This window comes from Enterococcus sp. AZ167 (assembly GCF_051714025.1).
Taxonomy (GTDB): Bacteria; Bacillota; Bacilli; order Lactobacillales; family Enterococcaceae; genus Enterococcus_D; species Enterococcus_D casseliflavus.
In genome coordinates this window covers 740,801-757,373 of the sequence record NZ_JBIORB010000001.1, presented here as the reverse complement: position 1 = coordinate 757,373, position 16,573 = coordinate 740,801, and the positions used below count along the sequence as shown (strand labels likewise).

The 16,573-nt window shown below is 41.5% G+C and carries 14 protein-coding genes; 8 read left to right on the top strand and 6 right to left on the bottom strand.

Translation table 11 applies throughout. The features are described 5' to 3' along the window. Positions 1–74 precede the first annotated feature (74 nt). The 3 genes from IGJ05_RS03580 to IGJ05_RS03570 are packed head-to-tail and all read left to right on the top strand — an operon-like array spanning position 75 to position 2,348. Positions 75–983, top strand: a complete 909-nt coding sequence (locus tag IGJ05_RS03580; protein WP_081117046.1) for a diacylglycerol/lipid kinase family protein — start codon at positions 75–77, stop codon at positions 981–983. A gap of 33 nt (positions 984–1,016) precedes the next feature. Then, the gene (locus tag IGJ05_RS03575) at positions 1,017–1,289 is read left to right on the top strand and encodes a DUF1294 domain-containing protein (RefSeq protein WP_010748207.1); all 273 of its coding nucleotides are present in this window, start codon (positions 1,017–1,019) and stop codon (positions 1,287–1,289) included. A gap of 27 nt (positions 1,290–1,316) precedes the next feature. Further along, positions 1,317–2,348 carry a lysylphosphatidylglycerol synthase transmembrane domain-containing protein gene (locus IGJ05_RS03570; RefSeq protein ID WP_005231344.1) on the top strand — a complete coding sequence of 344 codons (1,032 nt, stop codon included), beginning with the start codon at positions 1,317–1,319 and terminating at the stop codon, positions 2,346–2,348. Positions 2,349–2,386: 38 nt separating this feature from the next. Here the strand turns inward: IGJ05_RS03570 and IGJ05_RS03565 are convergent, their stop codons facing one another. Continuing rightward, the gene (locus IGJ05_RS03565; RefSeq protein ID WP_416230101.1) at positions 2,387–3,913 is read right to left on the bottom strand and encodes an ABC-F family ATP-binding cassette domain-containing protein; all 1,527 of its coding nucleotides are present in this window, start codon (positions 3,911–3,913) and stop codon (positions 2,387–2,389) included. A 309-nt stretch (positions 3,914–4,222) separates the two neighbouring features. Here IGJ05_RS03565 and clpB point away from each other — a divergent pair, with 309 nt between their 5' ends. From clpB to lepB, 4 genes are all read left to right on the top strand, one after another. Then, entirely contained in the window at positions 4,223–6,826 is a 2,604-nt protein-coding gene (gene clpB, locus IGJ05_RS03560) for an ATP-dependent chaperone ClpB (protein WP_005226015.1), read from the top strand. 167 nt (positions 6,827–6,993) lie between these two features. Further along, positions 6,994–8,535, top strand: coding sequence for an ABC transporter permease/substrate-binding protein (locus IGJ05_RS03555; RefSeq protein WP_005226016.1), 1,542 nt, complete (start codon positions 6,994–6,996; stop codon positions 8,533–8,535). Continuing rightward, entirely contained in the window at positions 8,532–9,485 is a 954-nt protein-coding gene (locus IGJ05_RS03550; RefSeq protein ID WP_005226017.1) for an ABC transporter ATP-binding protein, read from the top strand. Before IGJ05_RS03555 ends, IGJ05_RS03550 begins: the two co-directional genes overlap by 4 nt. Before the next feature lie 166 nt (positions 9,486–9,651). Further along, complete coding sequence (lepB, locus tag IGJ05_RS03545; RefSeq protein ID WP_081117043.1) at positions 9,652–10,221, top strand: signal peptidase I; 570 nt, start codon at positions 9,652–9,654, stop codon at positions 10,219–10,221. Between the two features lie 61 nt (positions 10,222–10,282). Here lepB and IGJ05_RS03540 read toward each other — a convergent pair whose 3' ends face one another. The 4 genes from IGJ05_RS03540 to IGJ05_RS03525 form a co-directional block, all read right to left on the bottom strand. Continuing rightward, positions 10,283–10,468 (bottom strand): hypothetical protein, encoded by a 186-nt coding sequence (locus tag IGJ05_RS03540; protein WP_005226019.1) that lies wholly within the window; start codon positions 10,466–10,468, stop codon positions 10,283–10,285. Between the two features lie 276 nt (positions 10,469–10,744). Then, positions 10,745–11,410 (bottom strand): hypothetical protein, encoded by a 666-nt coding sequence (locus tag IGJ05_RS03535; protein ID WP_005226020.1) that lies wholly within the window; start codon positions 11,408–11,410, stop codon positions 10,745–10,747. Beyond that, entirely contained in the window at positions 11,411–11,896 is a 486-nt protein-coding gene (locus tag IGJ05_RS03530; RefSeq protein ID WP_081117042.1) for a nucleoside 2-deoxyribosyltransferase, read from the bottom strand. A 51-nt stretch (positions 11,897–11,947) separates the two neighbouring features. Further along, entirely contained in the window at positions 11,948–13,162 is a 1,215-nt protein-coding gene (locus tag IGJ05_RS03525; RefSeq protein ID WP_416230100.1) for a GNAT family N-acetyltransferase, read from the bottom strand. 145 nt (positions 13,163–13,307) lie between these two features. On the opposite strand from IGJ05_RS03525, the gene lepA reads away from it, so the two are divergent. Then, positions 13,308–15,143 (top strand): translation elongation factor 4, encoded by a 1,836-nt coding sequence (gene lepA, locus IGJ05_RS03520; RefSeq protein ID WP_005226023.1) that lies wholly within the window; start codon positions 13,308–13,310, stop codon positions 15,141–15,143. Positions 15,144–15,214: 71 nt separating this feature from the next. On the opposite strand, the gene IGJ05_RS03515 is transcribed toward lepA, so the two are convergent. Further along, entirely contained in the window at positions 15,215–16,282 is a 1,068-nt protein-coding gene (locus IGJ05_RS03515; protein WP_081117039.1) for a type I restriction endonuclease, read from the bottom strand. Positions 16,283–16,573: the final 291 nt, after the last annotated feature.

Below are 16,573 nucleotides of genomic sequence, written 5' to 3'. Positions count from 1 at the left end.
GAACAACTTTAGGGCTGGGAACTCTTCACGCAGGTCTTGCGTAAGGCCCGGCCTTTTATTAGGATGTGAATAGGATGAAAATTCTCGTATTATACAACGATACAGCGGGGAAAAGTGAAGCAAAAGAAACAGCAGAAAAATTCCAAGCCTATGTGAATGAACAAGGCGATGAGCATCAAGCGTTCTTGCAGGCCTCAAATCCAGACGTGGATCCAAAAGACGTTCGAGAGGCTGCCAAAAAACACGCAGTCGATACGATTGTGATCATCGGCGGAGATGGCACGATCCATCATGGGCTGCAAACATTCAAAGAAAAGCTGGATGAGCTGAAGATCGGGATCATTCCTGGAGGAACGGTAAATAACTTCGCTCGAATGTTAGGTATTCCAGACAAGCCAGAAGAAGCGTTTGAGAATATTTTAACAGGGGTTGAACGTCCGATCGATTATGGGATGGTCAATGATCAAGTAATGATCTCGACGATGACCATTGGTCTTTTGGCAGATACCGCCGCCGCAACTTCCCAAGAAGAAAAACAACAGTACGGTCCGTTGGCGTTTATGAAACGGTTCATTCATCTGTTGATCAAAAAGAAACAATACAAATTGGAAATCATTGCTGACGAACGGAAATGGCAGGGGAAAAGTCAATTACTGACGATCGTTATGTCGAATTCAGCAGGTGGGTTTAAGAACTTTGATGAAGAAGCAAAACCTGACGATGGCTTGTTCCATGTTATTCTTTTGCCAAAATTGAACATTTTACGGTTTATTTTGTATTTGCCAAGAATTATTCGGGGTAGAATTGCCAAAGTACCAAGTGTTGAATACTTCACTGCCGCAAAGGTCTCGATCAAAGCGAAAGAAAAAACGGTTCATACTCGGACCGACGGCGATCCAACGGATGATCTGCCAATCGAGATGAAAGTCATCAAGCACGGGTTGACGATGTTGGTACCTGAGGAAGCACAAGAATCAAAATAATGGTCCCTACGATCAATCATATGGAGGAAATGGATGGATGCACTGATTTACAATCCATTGTGGTTTTATTTAATTGCAGTCAATCTTTATCTTTTCTGTCTGATGGGTTATGATAAATATCAGGCAGTAAAACAAGGTTGGCGGGTTCCCGAAGCAAATCTCCTTTTTATGGGGGCGATTGGCGGCGGATTAGGCGGTTTGATCGCGCAACGCGTGTTTCGCCATAAAACAAGAAAGAAGAAATTTTATTTCTTTTTTGCTTTCGGCACCGTTTTTGCTATCCTGCTGATGGTCTTTTTTGCATAAATTCGGTTTAACAAGCAAGGAGTTAATATGAAAACTAAAGTGAAGTTCGCCCTTAATTTACTTTTACTAGTAGGCATTCTGGGTGTGATGTATTTTTTTGTCCGTAACTCGATGATGGAAATTTTAGCGGGGCTAAGAGAGACCAGCTTTCTCGTCGTCTTACTGGTTATGGGGCTTGGCACATTGTACTTAGTGATTGAAGGACGAACAGTCAAAGAGATCGCAGTGACTTTTCAACCGGAATTCACCACCAAGGCGGGGTTTCTAACCGTCTGTTACAGTGGGTTTTATCGGATCGTGACGTTTGGCGCGGGCACCTTGATCTCAGAGGTGAATTTTTATCGTAAAAATGGCTTGCAGTTGTCACAAGGGGTTGGGGTCACCACCTTACACATGGTAATGTATAAGTTTGCCATATTGACTTATGCGATCGCTGGGTTGATCATTCAATTTTCGCTATTCTATGACAATGCGCCGAATATGATTTGGGTGATATTGGCGGGGATCGTACTCGTCTTTTTGATCATAGCCGCTTTATTGGCACTTTCTGTCAGTATCAACATTCAAGTCTTTTTTGTGATCGTCAGCAATAAGCTATTCAAAAGTGCAACGTTAAGAGGGATCGTTGACAAATGCAACACCCAGATCTATTCTTTGCGAGAAACGGTCAATGCAATCATTACCGACCGGACCGCTTTCTTACGCATCTACCTTTGGAATCTTTTGAAGATGCTGCCTTGGTACGTGATCCCTTATGTGATTCTTGTCGTGCAGCACCCAGAGATCGATTTCTTGTTGACGTTATCCTTCATCAGCTTTGCCGTCGTCTTGTCCGGGGTGATTCCAACACCGGCAGGGATCGGTTCCTTTGAATTTATTTATATGCTGCTTTTTGGTCCATTAGTCGGCACAGTCGATGCAGCATCTTCTATGCTGCTGTATCGCTTAGCGACATTCATTTGGCCCTTCATTATTGGTTTTGCATATGTAATGAAAGAAAAGCGCAAAGACATTAGCCAAGAGCTGACAGAGCTTAGAAAAGAAAAAGTGGAAAGTTAAAAAAACGCTTATCTTCGAGTAGAGGATAAGCGTTTTTTTTAGTCTTTCAAATCAATGATCCGATCAACAAAGGATTCATAGAATTCAGCTTCATGGGAAACGATCAGAACGGTTCCGGGAAAAGTTGCCAGGGTTTCTTCCAAATTGTTTTTCGTGTCTTGATCGATATGGTTGGTCGGTTCATCAAGAATCAAAAAGTTGCTTTTGATCAGCATCATTTCAGCTAACTTCACTTTTGTCTGCTCGCCACCACTCAATAATTTCAATTCCTCTTGAGCAAGCTGGCTAGGTAATCCCGCACGAGAAAGTTGTCGTCGCAATTCTTTGTTGGTTGCCTTTGGGAAAAGATCCTCGAGGTATTGCAGAGGCGTCTGTAATGGATACTCCCAGTCAAGATCTTGAGAAAAGTAATTAAACTTTGTATGCTGTGGGTAAGAAACGGTTCCTTCAATTGCAGGGATCACACCAAGTATTGTTTTGATCAACGTCGATTTACCGATCCCATTAAATCCCCGAATCGCAATTTTTTCGCCATAGCGGATCGTTAGGTTGATTGGCGATAGTAAAGGCTTTTGGTCATAACCGATCACTAGATTGGTCGTCTCTAATGCCAAGGTCGTAACGATCGGTGCCAAATCAAATCCTAGATGTGGTTTAGGGACATCTTGGGGTGGGGTCAAACGTTCGATTTTTGCCAATTGTTTTTCACGACTCTTTGCCATTGTTGAACGAGAACCAGCTTTGTATTTACGGATATAGCTTTCGGTTTTCTTGATATGCTCTTGTTGTGCTTCGTATTGCTTCATATAACTTTCATTTTGCAGCGTTTTTAGCTTTAATGCTTTGTCTAAATTCCCCGTATACTTAGAAAGCTTGCCAAATTCGATATCAATGATATGGGTAGTGATTTCATTCAAGAATTGACGATCATGAGAAACGACTAAGTAGGTACCAGTAAAGTCCTGTAAAAACTCAACCAGCCATTTGATATGCTCATCATCTAAGTGGTTGGTCGGTTCATCTAAAATCAGCATGTCGGGTTTTTCTAGCAGCATTTTTGCTAAGATCAATTTTGAGCGTTGACCACCACTTAAGGAAGCAAGGGGGGTATCCATGCCGAGAACCGAAATACCTAATCCTTCTGCTAAATCATCGATCAATGTATCCATTTGGTAGAAATTCCCTTGATCCAATTGATTTTGCAATTCGCCGGCTTTTTCTAAAAGCTTATCGTCAAGACTTTCGCCATAAGCAGTATAAAGATCTGCGATCTGTTGTTCTTTTTCGAAGTCTTCTGCAAAGGCGAAGCGCAAAAAATCACGGATCGATTGCGTTTCATCAACATTGACGTATTGATCCAAATAGCCCATTTTCAAATTTTTCGGAAATTGAACAAAGCCATCGTCTGGGAGAATTTCTCCTGTAATGATTTTGATTAAAGTACTTTTGCCAGCGCCGTTCCGTCCAATCAACCCGACTTTTTCCCCACGGTTGATTTGAACGGAAACATCTTCGTAAAGCAATTTGTCGCCAAATTGTTGGCTAATATTCGTTAATGTTAACATCGTTTCCTCCATATAAAAAAGCTGTAAACAGTAGACGTTACAGCTAAGTAGATAATCTTACTGAATAACTATCGCCAAATAGCGATCAAAAGGATCAGGAAAATCAATAGTTCCTGACCAATCAGGACCTAGCATACCATTGCGGCTTCCTATCTGTCAATTTTCATGAAAGAATACTGAAAAAAATCTTGATCTTCGAGGGAAATCTTTTGACCATTACTGACCAATATTGTATAATAGAAGAGTAGAAAAAAGGATGCTGCTTGCAGTGTACTAATTTTTCTGACTACCATTTTGGGAGGGAAAAGTATGAACCCAGAAAAAATGACGACTACATTACAGAGTGCCATCGCGGAAGCACAGCAGATTGCCATGACGCGTCACCACCAAGAAATCGATATACCGCATTTATGGAAGATTTTATTGCAAGCCAATCAATTCGGCCGCAATTTTTATACGGATACAGGCCTTGATGTCGATGCATTTGAAAAGGAAGTCGACCAGCTACTAGATGAACTGCCTTCGGTTGAAGGAGGAAATGTTCGTTATGGTCAATCCATGAGTCAAAATCTGTTTCATCTTTTGTCTGAGGCAGATCAATTAAAAAATGAATTTCAAGACGAGTATCTTTCCACAGAAATCGTCCTTTATGCGTTGATGAAATTGAAAAATCATCCATTGACGGTGTATTTAAAGAAACAAGGAATCACCGCTAAAGAAATCAAGCAAACGATCGAAACATTAAGAGGAGGGGATCGTGTGACCTCACAAAATCAAGAAGAACAATACAAAGCATTAGAAAAATACGGCGTTGACTTGGTCCAACAAGTCCGCAGCGGAAAAATGGACCCCATTATCGGACGAGACGAAGAAATTCGCGACGTGATTCGCATCCTTTCTCGGAAAACAAAAAACAATCCCGTTTTGATTGGTGAACCGGGGGTTGGTAAAACAGCCATTGTTGAAGGATTGGCTCAACGGATCGTGCGAAAAGACGTCCCAGAAAACCTAAAAGACAAAACGATCTTTTCTCTGGATATGGGTGCCTTGATCGCAGGTGCCAAGTTCCGAGGTGAATTTGAAGAGCGTTTGAAAGCCGTCTTACAAGAAGTGAAAAAAGCCGATGGACGGATCATTCTCTTTATTGATGAGATCCACAATATTGTAGGTGCTGGTAAGACGGAAGGCAGCATGGATGCTGGAAACTTACTAAAACCAATGCTGGCACGGGGAGAATTGCATACGATTGGCGCAACCACCCTTGATGAATACCGTCAATACATGGAAAAGGACAAAGCCTTGGAACGTCGTTTCCAAAAAGTGCTGGTACAGGAACCAACCGTTCAAGATACGATTTCGATTTTACGTGGCTTGAAAGAACGGTTCGAGATCCATCATGGCGTCAATATCCATGACAATGCGCTTGTTGCTGCTGCGACCTTATCTGATCGGTATATCACGGACCGCTTTTTACCAGACAAAGCCATCGATTTGATCGACGAAGCAAGTGCCACGATTCGGGTAGAAATGAATTCGATGCCTACCGAGCTCGATCAGGTCACTCGACGTTTGATGCAATTGGAGATCGAAGAAGCCGCACTGAAAAAAGAATCTGATGATGCATCGAAAAAACGTTTAGGCATTTTACAAGAAGAATTGGCGGAATTGCGTGAAGAAGTCAATACCATGAAAATGCAGTGGGAAACGGAAAAAGAAGAAGTCAATGCAGTTTCAAATAAACGGGCAGAGATCGATAAAGCCAAGCATGAGTTGGAAGATGCTGAAAATAACTATGATTTGGAACGGGCAGCTGTTCTTCGTCATGGGACGATTCCCCAACTGGAAAAAGAACTCGCTGAATTGGAAGAAAAAAACCAAGACGAAGGCATTCGGATGGTTCAAGAGTCAGTGACAGAAAATGAGATCGCCTTAGTCGTGGGCCGCTTGACAGGAATCCCTGTTGCGAAATTAGTGGAGGGCGAACGAGAAAAACTGTTGAAATTAAATGAGACCTTGCATCAACGAGTGATTGGACAAGACGAGGCAGTCGATGCCGTCAGTGACGCAGTCATTCGTTCCCGAGCTGGTCTGCAAGATCCAAATCGACCATTAGGTTCCTTCTTGTTCTTAGGACCGACCGGCGTCGGTAAGACCGAATTAGCGAAAGCGTTAGCGGTCAACCTCTTTGACTCTGAAGAGCATATGGTTCGGATCGATATGAGCGAATACATGGAAAAACATTCGGTGTCTCGTTTGGTCGGTGCCCCTCCAGGCTATGTTGGATTTGAAGAAGGCGGACAATTGACCGAAGCCGTTCGACGCAATCCATACACGATCGTCTTATTGGATGAGATCGAAAAAGCCCATCCAGATGTCTTCAATATCTTATTGCAAGTGCTTGATGATGGCCGTTTGACAGACTCAAAAGGACGCGTCGTTGATTTCAAAAATACCGTCTTGATCATGACCAGCAACATCGGCTCTCAAGTCTTGCTAGATGGCGTGACTGCAGAAGGGACGATCCCAGAAACTGTCGCAGAAACTGTCCGTAATCTCTTGAGAGGCCATTTCAAACCAGAATTCTTAAATCGGATCGACGATACGATTTTATTCACACCGCTTAGTCTAAGCGATGTGACAGGCATCGTCGACAAGATCATCGCACAGCTTTCACAACGACTGGAAGTCCAAGATATACTGTTGACGATCACTGAAGAGGCCAAACGCTGGATCGCTGAAAATGCTTATGAGCCAGCGTATGGTGCGCGACCTCTCCGTCGGTTTATCACAAGAGAAGTCGAAACCCCATTGGCAAAAGAAATCGTTGCTGGCAGAGTCTTACCAAAGACCCAAGTCACGATCGAATTATTGAACGATCAGCTGGTTTTTGAAAATACGCCAATGACCGAGTAATAATAAGAGAACAAATGAATAAATACAAAACGATGGTTGCCATTTCATTGGCAGCCATCGTTTTTTTGTCTCTCAACATATGACAAAAAAGTTCTCCTTGCTTGTTGTTTGGAGGAAATTCGCACTTCGATTATACTGTTCTTATGGAGTAGGAGAGGAATGAAAAGATGAATACTTTTTTTGAAACGTTGAATGAGCGAAAAGGGGAATTGCTGACAGCTGTCTTTGAACATTTGTCATTGTCGATCATTGCGCTGCTCGTGGCGATCGTTATTGCTGTTCCTTTAGCTATTTGGCTGGTTAATCATAAACGGGCAGCGGAAGTCGGCCTACAAATAACGAGTGTGTTACAGACGATTCCATCACTGGCACTGTTAGGTTTATTGATCCCATTCGTGGGGATCGGAACGCCACCTGCATTGATCGCATTAGTTATTTATGCATTATTGCCGATCTTTCAAAATACCTATATTGGCCTTTCGGAGATCGATCCATCAATCGAAGAAGCTGCTGCGGCATTTGGTATGTCTCGGATGCGCCGATTGATCAAAGTCGAGTTGCCGATTGCTTTGCCTGTCATAATTTCTGGGATTCGCACGGCGCTGGTCTTGATCATCGGAACAGCGACCTTAGCCGCTTTGATTGGCGCTGGCGGGTTAGGTTCCTTTATTTTGTTAGGGATCGATCGAAATGCGCCTGAGTTAACGTTGATTGGTGCGATCGGGTCTGCCTTGTTGGCGATTGTTTTCAGTACCCTGATCCGTTACCTGCAACATTTAAAACCGCGCTATACCTTGATCACGTTGGCAGCAATCATCTTGCTGATTGGTGGGGTTTCCTTCTCACAAAGCGGATTTTTTGCTCCCAAAACCATTACGATCGCAGGGAAACTAGGGTCTGAACCTGATATCTTGATCAACATGTACAAAGAATTGATTGAACAAGAAGACCCTGATGCCCAAGTTGAACTAGAGCCAAATTTTGGAAAAACCTCTTTCTTATTCAGCGCATTGGACAATGGTCAAGTTGATATATATCCAGAGTTTACTGGTACCGTGCTGGAGAGCTTAGTTGAGGTACCAGAAGAGCTTGCGAGTCAAAACCTTGACTCCGACGAAACCTATACCGAAGCAGTCAATCTATTGAAGGATCAGTTTGAGATGACCTTGCTTCAGCCGATGGCGTATCAAAATACCTATGCGTTGGCTGTCAAAAAAGAATTTGCTGAGGAAAATGGACTAACCACGATCTCTGATTTGAAGAAAATCGAAAATCAAATCAAAGCTGGCTTCACTCTCGAATTCATTGATCGGACGGACGGATATGCGGGGATCCAAGAACTTTATGGGCTAGATTTTCCAAGTGTCCAAAGTATGGAACCAGCATTGCGTTACCAAGCCATCAATAATGGTGATATCAATCTACTGGATGCCTATTCCACGGACAGTGAATTGCGTCAATATGGCTTAGTTATTCTAGAAGACGATCAGGAACTATTTCCACCTTATCAAGGAGCGCCTTTGATGAAAGAAGCCTTTGCCGAGGAACATCCAGAAGTCGTCCGTGCATTGGAAAAGTTGGCAGGGAAAATCACCGAAGAACAAATGAGTGAAATGAATTATCAGGTCAATGTCGAAGGAAAAAATCCAGCAGAAGTTGCACGTACCTTCCTGATAGATGAAGGATTAATTAAGGAGGGACAAGAATGACACCAATTATTGAATTTAAAAACGTCAGTAAAAAGTTTGATCAAAAACTAGTGATCGATCAATTAGATCTGAGTATCAATAAAGGAGAAATCTTTGTTTTGGTCGGTCCTTCTGGGAGTGGGAAAACGACGACTTTGAAGATGATCAACGCGTTGTCAGAACCGACAGATGGTGATATTTACTTCAAAGAAAAACGCATCAAAGAATACAATATTCAAAAGATGCGTTGGCAAATGGGGTATGTTCTCCAACAAATCGCTCTGTTTCCGACGATGGATGTCAAACAAAATATCGAAGTGATCCCAGAGATGTTAGGGTGGTCAAAAAAAGATCGCTCAGAAGCCGTGGATCGTTTGCTGACACAGGTCAAACTTGACCCAGAGCAATACCGTCATCGAATGCCGAAAGAATTGTCTGGTGGAGAACAGCAACGGATCGGGATCTTGCGCGCGTTAGCTGCCAATCCCGAAATCATTCTGATGGACGAACCCTTTAGTGCCCTTGATCCAATTTCTCGTAATTCCTTACAGGAGCTAGTCCTCGATCTACACCAAGAGCTTGGGACAACGATTATTTTTGTCACGCATAACATGAAAGAAGCGGTAAAATTAGGGACGCGCATCGCTGTGATGAATCAAGGGAAGATCGTTCAATGCGATACACCAGAAGTCATTGTTTCACAACCGAAGACCGCTTTTGTGAAAAGCTTCTTTGAAGAAACCGGGGAAGATGAAGCGAAACTGGTCACAGCAGGAGATTTGATACGGATGAACTTTTTCAGCAATGACATCAATCAAGCTGACCCGAAAATTGCAGCATCTACGCCATTAAATGAGTTGTATACTTTATTTGCGAGTCATGAGACGTTGGTGATCGAAGAAAATCACCAACTGATAGGGAGTCTACGTCGAAAAGATGTGTTTGCTTTCTTGAGTCGTGATCGAACGTAAACGATTCTTTTCTCAACGAGAAATATCATAAATTTTTTAAAATCGATAATTTCTCTTGCTCAAAGCAAAAATTCCACGTAAGATTGAGGAAGATATCTTTTGTCAAAATGGCAGAACAAGCTTTCGCCGATGACAAAAGATGCAGTAAAGGAGCGAAAGAGCAGCTATGGTAAAAATCCTCAAAGAAAATTGGTTACTGCTTTTCTTTATCGTCGCCGTGGTTCTCATCCGTCTGTTTGTCCTGACCCCAGTTCAAGTCAGTGGCCATTCTATGGACCCAACGTTGGCAGATAAACAGCGTTTGATTGCATCAAAAATCTCCTCCTATGACCGACAAGACATCGTGATATGTGTTGAACCAGATGATCCAAGTAAAATCGCTGTCAAGCGGTTAATTGGTTTACCCGGTGATACCATCGAGATGAAAGATGATGTCCTAACGATCAATGGAGAAGTATACGAAGAACCCTATTTAGATGAGTTTAAAGAGAAATTTGCAGACGATCAATTACAAGACGAATATTCTTATCGCGAAATGTTTCAGCAAATCGCCGCTGGTGCGGAACAGTTTACGGAAGATTTCTCAGTAACGGTGCCTGAAGGCAGCTATTTTGTGATGGGAGACAATCGTTTGATCTCTAGAGACAGTCGCAGTTTCGGGGTTGTAACGGAAGATCAAATGGAAGGGAAAGTGCTGCTGCGCTTTTGGCCATTGAATCAAATCAAACTATTTTAATCAAAAGAAAAAACATTCTTGCCAGTGCAGCGAAAACGATCGCAACTGACAAGAATGTTTTTTAGATGACCCAAGCGACAAATGCAACCATTGAAAAGAACATTGTCCAAACCGCAATAATAGCTGATGCAATAAAAATAATTTTGATTGATAAAGGTTGGACAAATTTTCGAGCATCTTTAGAGAACGCATAGGTGATCGATGAAAAAATCAAGCAGCATAAAATAAAAAACACTGTTAGAACCATAAGCCTCTCCTTTACTGACGCAACGTCAAATGAATAATGTAATTATAACAGACCATGGTTTTTTGGGGAAATAAAAATGATTAAACGAGGGAATTTTTTTGTGGATGTAATCGTTTTATAGGGAAGTGTAAGAAAGGTCAAACCTTGTTAGACAGCGAATCTATAAAAATAAGATGTGTTATTTAAGTATTTTTATAAATTTTTCTTTATGAATAAAAGAACAAAAGAAAAAAGCTTGTTGAAAAACGATTGTTTCAACAAGCTTTTAAAGGTCGTTTATGATAATTTTTTAATCCGATAACTTTCAAAGTAATCAGGTTTGCCTCGACCTTGCACATACGCGATCACGCCCATTAAGGCAGCACCAATCGTGTTGGTCAGTAAATCACCCATCGTATCCATCAATGCTTCACGACCGATAAACGGAGTACCATCTAAGGTTGCATAACGTTGGAGGTTCATTCCACCAACAGAATCGCAGATAAACTCCCAAAACTCCCAGAAGATACCACACAAGCCAGCAAAAGCAAAGCCCATCAGTAAGAATAACCAGGGAGAGACGTTTGAAACTTTGACTTCTTTCAGTAGCAGACAGATCAATCCATAGCCGACAGCCGTCAAGACCATTGGACTTACCGCATGCAGAATTTTATCCCAGAAAGCAATGGTTTCGATCAAATGTAAGATCGTCCCCATAAATACAGAGATCAGCAAGAAAAACCAATAAAAGTAGACGGTGGCGTTTGGTAGCTGGATTTTCAAGAACTTTTTACTCATTTCTGGGACGAAGATCAATAAAATCCCAAGCAAGGCTTGGGCGAGGAAAATCAATCCTTGTGTTTGCGGATAGACACCACGGAAAAATTCCCACAAAGAAAAACAAAACACGAGAATACCAAAAATAGTGAATACCTTTTGCAGTCGCTGATAATTTTGCCCCATTTAGTTGTCCTCCGAAAGATAGTCGGCTAAGCCAGCTAAAAGGGCTGCTTCAGAGGAGTAAATTTCCCCGTTTAGCTTGATCAAACCCACCGTATAAAGATTGACATAGTGGAACTGATTTTCCGCAACGGTTTGTAATGCTGCCAGCTTTTGCTGATTGTCGGCACCTTGTTGGCGACTATCCGTATAAAGCCCTAAAACAGGAATGCCTTTAGCATAAGCGACACCGATCTCAGAGGCAACCCCAGCATCGATGGTCAAACCATCCAGCAATGCGATCATCAAATCACTTTCCAGCACTTTTTCGGTATCTGCCAAAGCGATCATTTTGCTATCCGCATAGGCGGATTTATCATTGATCGCGGCATTTTCTTGAGGTAAATAAATCTCCAGCTGCGGATACTGCTGACGAATCGACGCAACAAGTTCGGCGTTGTAGTGCAGGTCACTAGCAGCAAACAGGGGAGCAGCAAAATATAGTTTCATTCAAAAACACTCCTTAATCATTCATAGTTGTACGTTTGGTTGATTCGTTGTTTAGAAATAATCACTGAAATAGGCTTCCATATCAGGGATGATCGATTCCAGTAATGCCAGTGTTTCTGAATCGGTATTTAGCCGTTCCACACGCTCTAAGTAAGCTGGACGGCGGTAATTCATCAACAGACAAGACAATGTCTGAATATCCAGCTGGACCGCTTTTCCGATGGCTTCTCTTGAAACCACGATCTCCCCGTGATTGTATTGGACACCGAAGATCCCGTTGTTCCAATCGGCAACTGGGTCGGAAACAACAAAGTGAAAGGGTGTTTTGAAGGCTTCAAATGGGAAGTTTTTCAAAAACTGTTCAACATCGACGATCCGCGCCATGTAATATGGCTCGATGGTTTCTTTGATTTGGCTGTCATCCAAGTAAAAGGACAGGGGTTCATTTGAATAAATGTCTCCTTTGACCCAATAAACCATTGAGAAATGGGCAGAGATAAAATTCCAAAGACCATTGCGGGCTTCTTGATTCAAGTAGAACATTTCCTTTACATGGAAGACTTCTTCGGCTACCCAATAAAAAAGTACACCAGTCGGATGACCACTGGCATTGTAATAGACAGCCGCGGTGCGCTCTTCTTCATTTTCATAGCGCCAATACTCCTCCCAGTGAAAAGAGGTCCGCTGCAAGGCACCATGGTTGTCGCGGGAGAATTGGTTGTAGACAGTAAAGACATCAGGATCATCCACTTCTTTGCGCTCTACGATCCCAGGGACTTCTTTGGTTTTCGGAAGCTGGGTATCACGAATTTTGAAGGTCAGCTTGTCGGACATGATCTCCCAGCCTTTGCGACGATAGTAGGGCACATTATAAGGATAAAGATAGGAGATCCATTGCTGATCTTCCCGCATGGTTTCTAAGGCAAGCTTGATCAAGTCTTTCATCAGGCCATGTCCGGCATATTCAGGGTAGGTCCCAACACCGGTCACTCCGCCCATTTTGATCAATTTGCCGTGTATATTGACTTCACAAGGATAAACGGCGATTTGCGAGATCAACTTGTCTTCATTGAACCAGCCAAAGACTTTGGAAAGCTCTAAGATCGGGCGCTTAGATTTGATCATTTCCCGTTTGCTCTCATAGCCGCTTTCTTCAATATCCGATTCAGTGATCTGAAAAACATAGCTTAACAGTTCGTTGAACTGATCAACGTCTTTTTCTTCCACCGCTCGAATATGTAGATTTTGATGAAAATTATTGTCCATTCTTTCAACTCCAATTTATTTGCTAGCTCTAGTATAGCAAAACCTGAATGAATATGTCTAAATAACGGTTAAGAAAAATACTTTATCTATTGGCGTTTCGTTGGTATAATAGAAAAGCTGACTAAAAGAAATGAGGAACGTATCCATGAACATAGAAGAAATGAAAAAACGACAGGAGAAGATTCGTAATTTCTCCATTATCGCCCATATCGACCATGGGAAATCAACATTGGCGGACCGTATTTTGGAACAAACCCATACGGTAACGTCACGAGAAATGCAAAACCAACTATTAGACTCCATGGATCTTGAACGTGAACGAGGAATCACAATCAAATTAAATGCCGTGGAACTTAACTATACCGCCAAAGACGGCGAAACCTACATCTTCCATTTGATCGACACCCCAGGGCACGTCGATTTCACCTATGAAGTTTCCCGCAGTTTGGCTGCTTGTGAAGGCGCCGTGCTCGTCGTTGATGCAGCTCAAGGGATCGAAGCACAGACATTGGCAAACGTCTACTTGGCGTTAGACAATGATTTAGAGATCCTACCAGTCATTAATAAAATAGACTTGCCAGCTGCCGATCCTGAGCGAGTACGAACAGAGATCGAAGATGTGATCGGTATCGATGCCAGTGAAGCTGTTTTAGCAAGTGCCAAAGCAGGTATTGGGATCGAAGACATTTTGGAACAAATCGTTGAGTATGTCCCAGCTCCAGCAGGTGATATTGAAGCACCGCTAAAAGCGTTGATCTTTGACTCCGTGTATGATTCCTATCGTGGGGTGGTCTTAAACGTCCGCATCATGGACGGGATGGTCAAACCTGGAGATAAAATCAAAATGATGAGCAATGGCAAGACCTTTGATGTCACGGAAGTTGGTGTCTTTTCACCAAAAGCCATTCAACGAGATGCGTTGATGGTGGGCGATGTTGGGTATATCACTGCTGCCATCAAGACCGTTAAAGATACGCAAGTCGGGGATACGGTGACATTAGCCAACAATCCAGCAGAAGAAGCCTTAGCCGGTTATCGTCAAATGAATCCGATGGTTTATTGCGGATTGTACCCAATCGATACCTCACGCTACAACGACCTTCGAGAAGCATTGGAAAAATTACAATTGAATGATGCAGCATTGCAATTTGAACCTGAAACCTCTCAAGCGTTAGGATTTGGGTTCCGTTGCGGCTTCTTAGGCCTATTACACATGGATGTCGTGCAAGAACGGCTAGAACGTGAATTTAACCTTGAGTTGATTACGACTGCACCATCCGTAATCTATCACGTCAACAAGACAGATGGCTCAATGGTCGTCGTTGATAACCCAGCAGAATTTCCTGAACCAGTCACGATCGAAAACGTACAAGAACCTTACGTCAAAGCACAAATCATGGTGCCTAATGATTACGTCGGTGCTGTAATGGAATTGTCCCAACGCAAACGGGGAGACTTTGTCACGATGGATTACTTGGATGATTATCGAGTGAACGTCGTTTATGAGATCCCATTATCGGAAATCGTCTTTGATTTCTTTGATAAATTGAAATCCAGCACCAAAGGCTACGCATCACTCGATTATGAAATGTCTGGTTACCGAACTAGCAAGCTAGTGAAGATGGACATCTTGCTGAATACTGAAAAAGTTGATGCGTTAAGCTTTATCGTTCACCGTGACTTTGCTTATGAACGCGGTAAAGCCATCGTTGAAAAACTGAAAAAACTGATCCCACGACAACAATTTGAAGTACCGATCCAAGCAGCCATCGGACAAAAAATCGTTGCGCGTTCCGACATCAAAGCCTTGCGTAAGAACGTATTGGCGAAATGTTACGGCGGTGACGTTTCTCGAAAACGCAAACTCCTAGAGAAACAAAAAGAAGGGAAGAAGCGGATGAAACAAATCGGCTCCGTCGAAGTACCGCAAGAAGCCTTCATGGCAGTTCTGAAGATGGATGAGGACGAACCGAAGAAATAAAGAAAAATGTCTAGCCGAAAATTGGCTAGACATTTTCTTTAAATTTTTTTTACAGGAACGATGACAGTCTTCTATAAAAATTTTTTTGTAACCTCAATAATCTCGTTAGAAAAGTTATATATATCAATGGGTGACTTTATATCATGAATGGTTTTTTCTTCATTATTAAGTTCGATTTTACTCGAATTTTGACCGATTCTCACACGTAAAATCCATTTTCTGATGTTATCATCCAGCAGTATATTAAAGTAACTTTTGTTATCTCTATAAAAAAGCCTATCCAAAGAGATAAGATCTTTTAAAACAATTTTCACTATTGTGTAGGATTCTAATTCTTCAGGTGTAGTAACAATATCTCCACCATCTTTTATTATCACTTCTTCATCATTTTCTTCAACTATTACCTCATCTGGAGAAGCAGAAGTTTTTAATGCTGCATTTAACTTATCGTTCACTTTTTCTTGTATATATTGATTAAGCCCTTTTTTTATAACAGGTTGAAATTTGTCAATTGTTTGCTTGGTTTTCATTCCATCATATATTTCTCCTAAAAGGTATTTGACGAAGTCATCACTCGGACTTTCCCATTCTTTGTTTAAATAGCTTTTTAAGTTGTTCAAATATTTTAGTTCAGAAGCACTACTGATAATTTTATCAACATCAAAATTATCTTTATGGAATTTAGCTAATTCAGGGAACTGGGAATCTTTAATTTTTGTAATATCTACTGTTAAAAAAGGAGTTAAGTCCATTTTATTAGGCTCATCTAAGTCTGTAAAAAATTTATACTCTTTTCCATTTGTGAGAATGCCAAATTTTGATTCAGTAGTACCAAAATATCTAAAAAGTTGTGAATCATGCTTAGTTAGTGGCTCATTAATAGACTTAGCTTCAACAAGAATCATTGGTTTGCCATCTAGAACTATTGCATAGTCAACTTTCTCTCCTTTTTTTATACCGACATCTGCTGTGAATTCAGGAACAAACTCAGTAGGGTTGAACAAATCATAACCTAAACCGGCAAAAAATGGCATAATAAGAGATGTTTTTGTAGCTTCTTCCGTAGCAATATTGTCTTTCAAACTTGTTACTCTTTTACCTAGATTTTTTAAATCATCTCTAAATTTTTCGATTTCCAAATTAAACCCTCCAAAAAATAATAATTCAAAACTGCTACAATCCTATAAGATTTAATAGGAGAGTGTAGTTGTTTTCATTTTACTGCTCGAAAACGTTTCTGACTAATTGAAGAGCATGTACCCGGGCATCTTCATTAGTTTATAAATATACAGATTACAAAGAAATTATCAGCAATTTTTAAATCATTCGATCATTCAATAACGAAAAGTACTCGAAAGAAGTCTTTATTAACTACTAGTTGATCATTGTCTTATTTGAACATATTTAATAATGTAAAAAAGTGATGATCG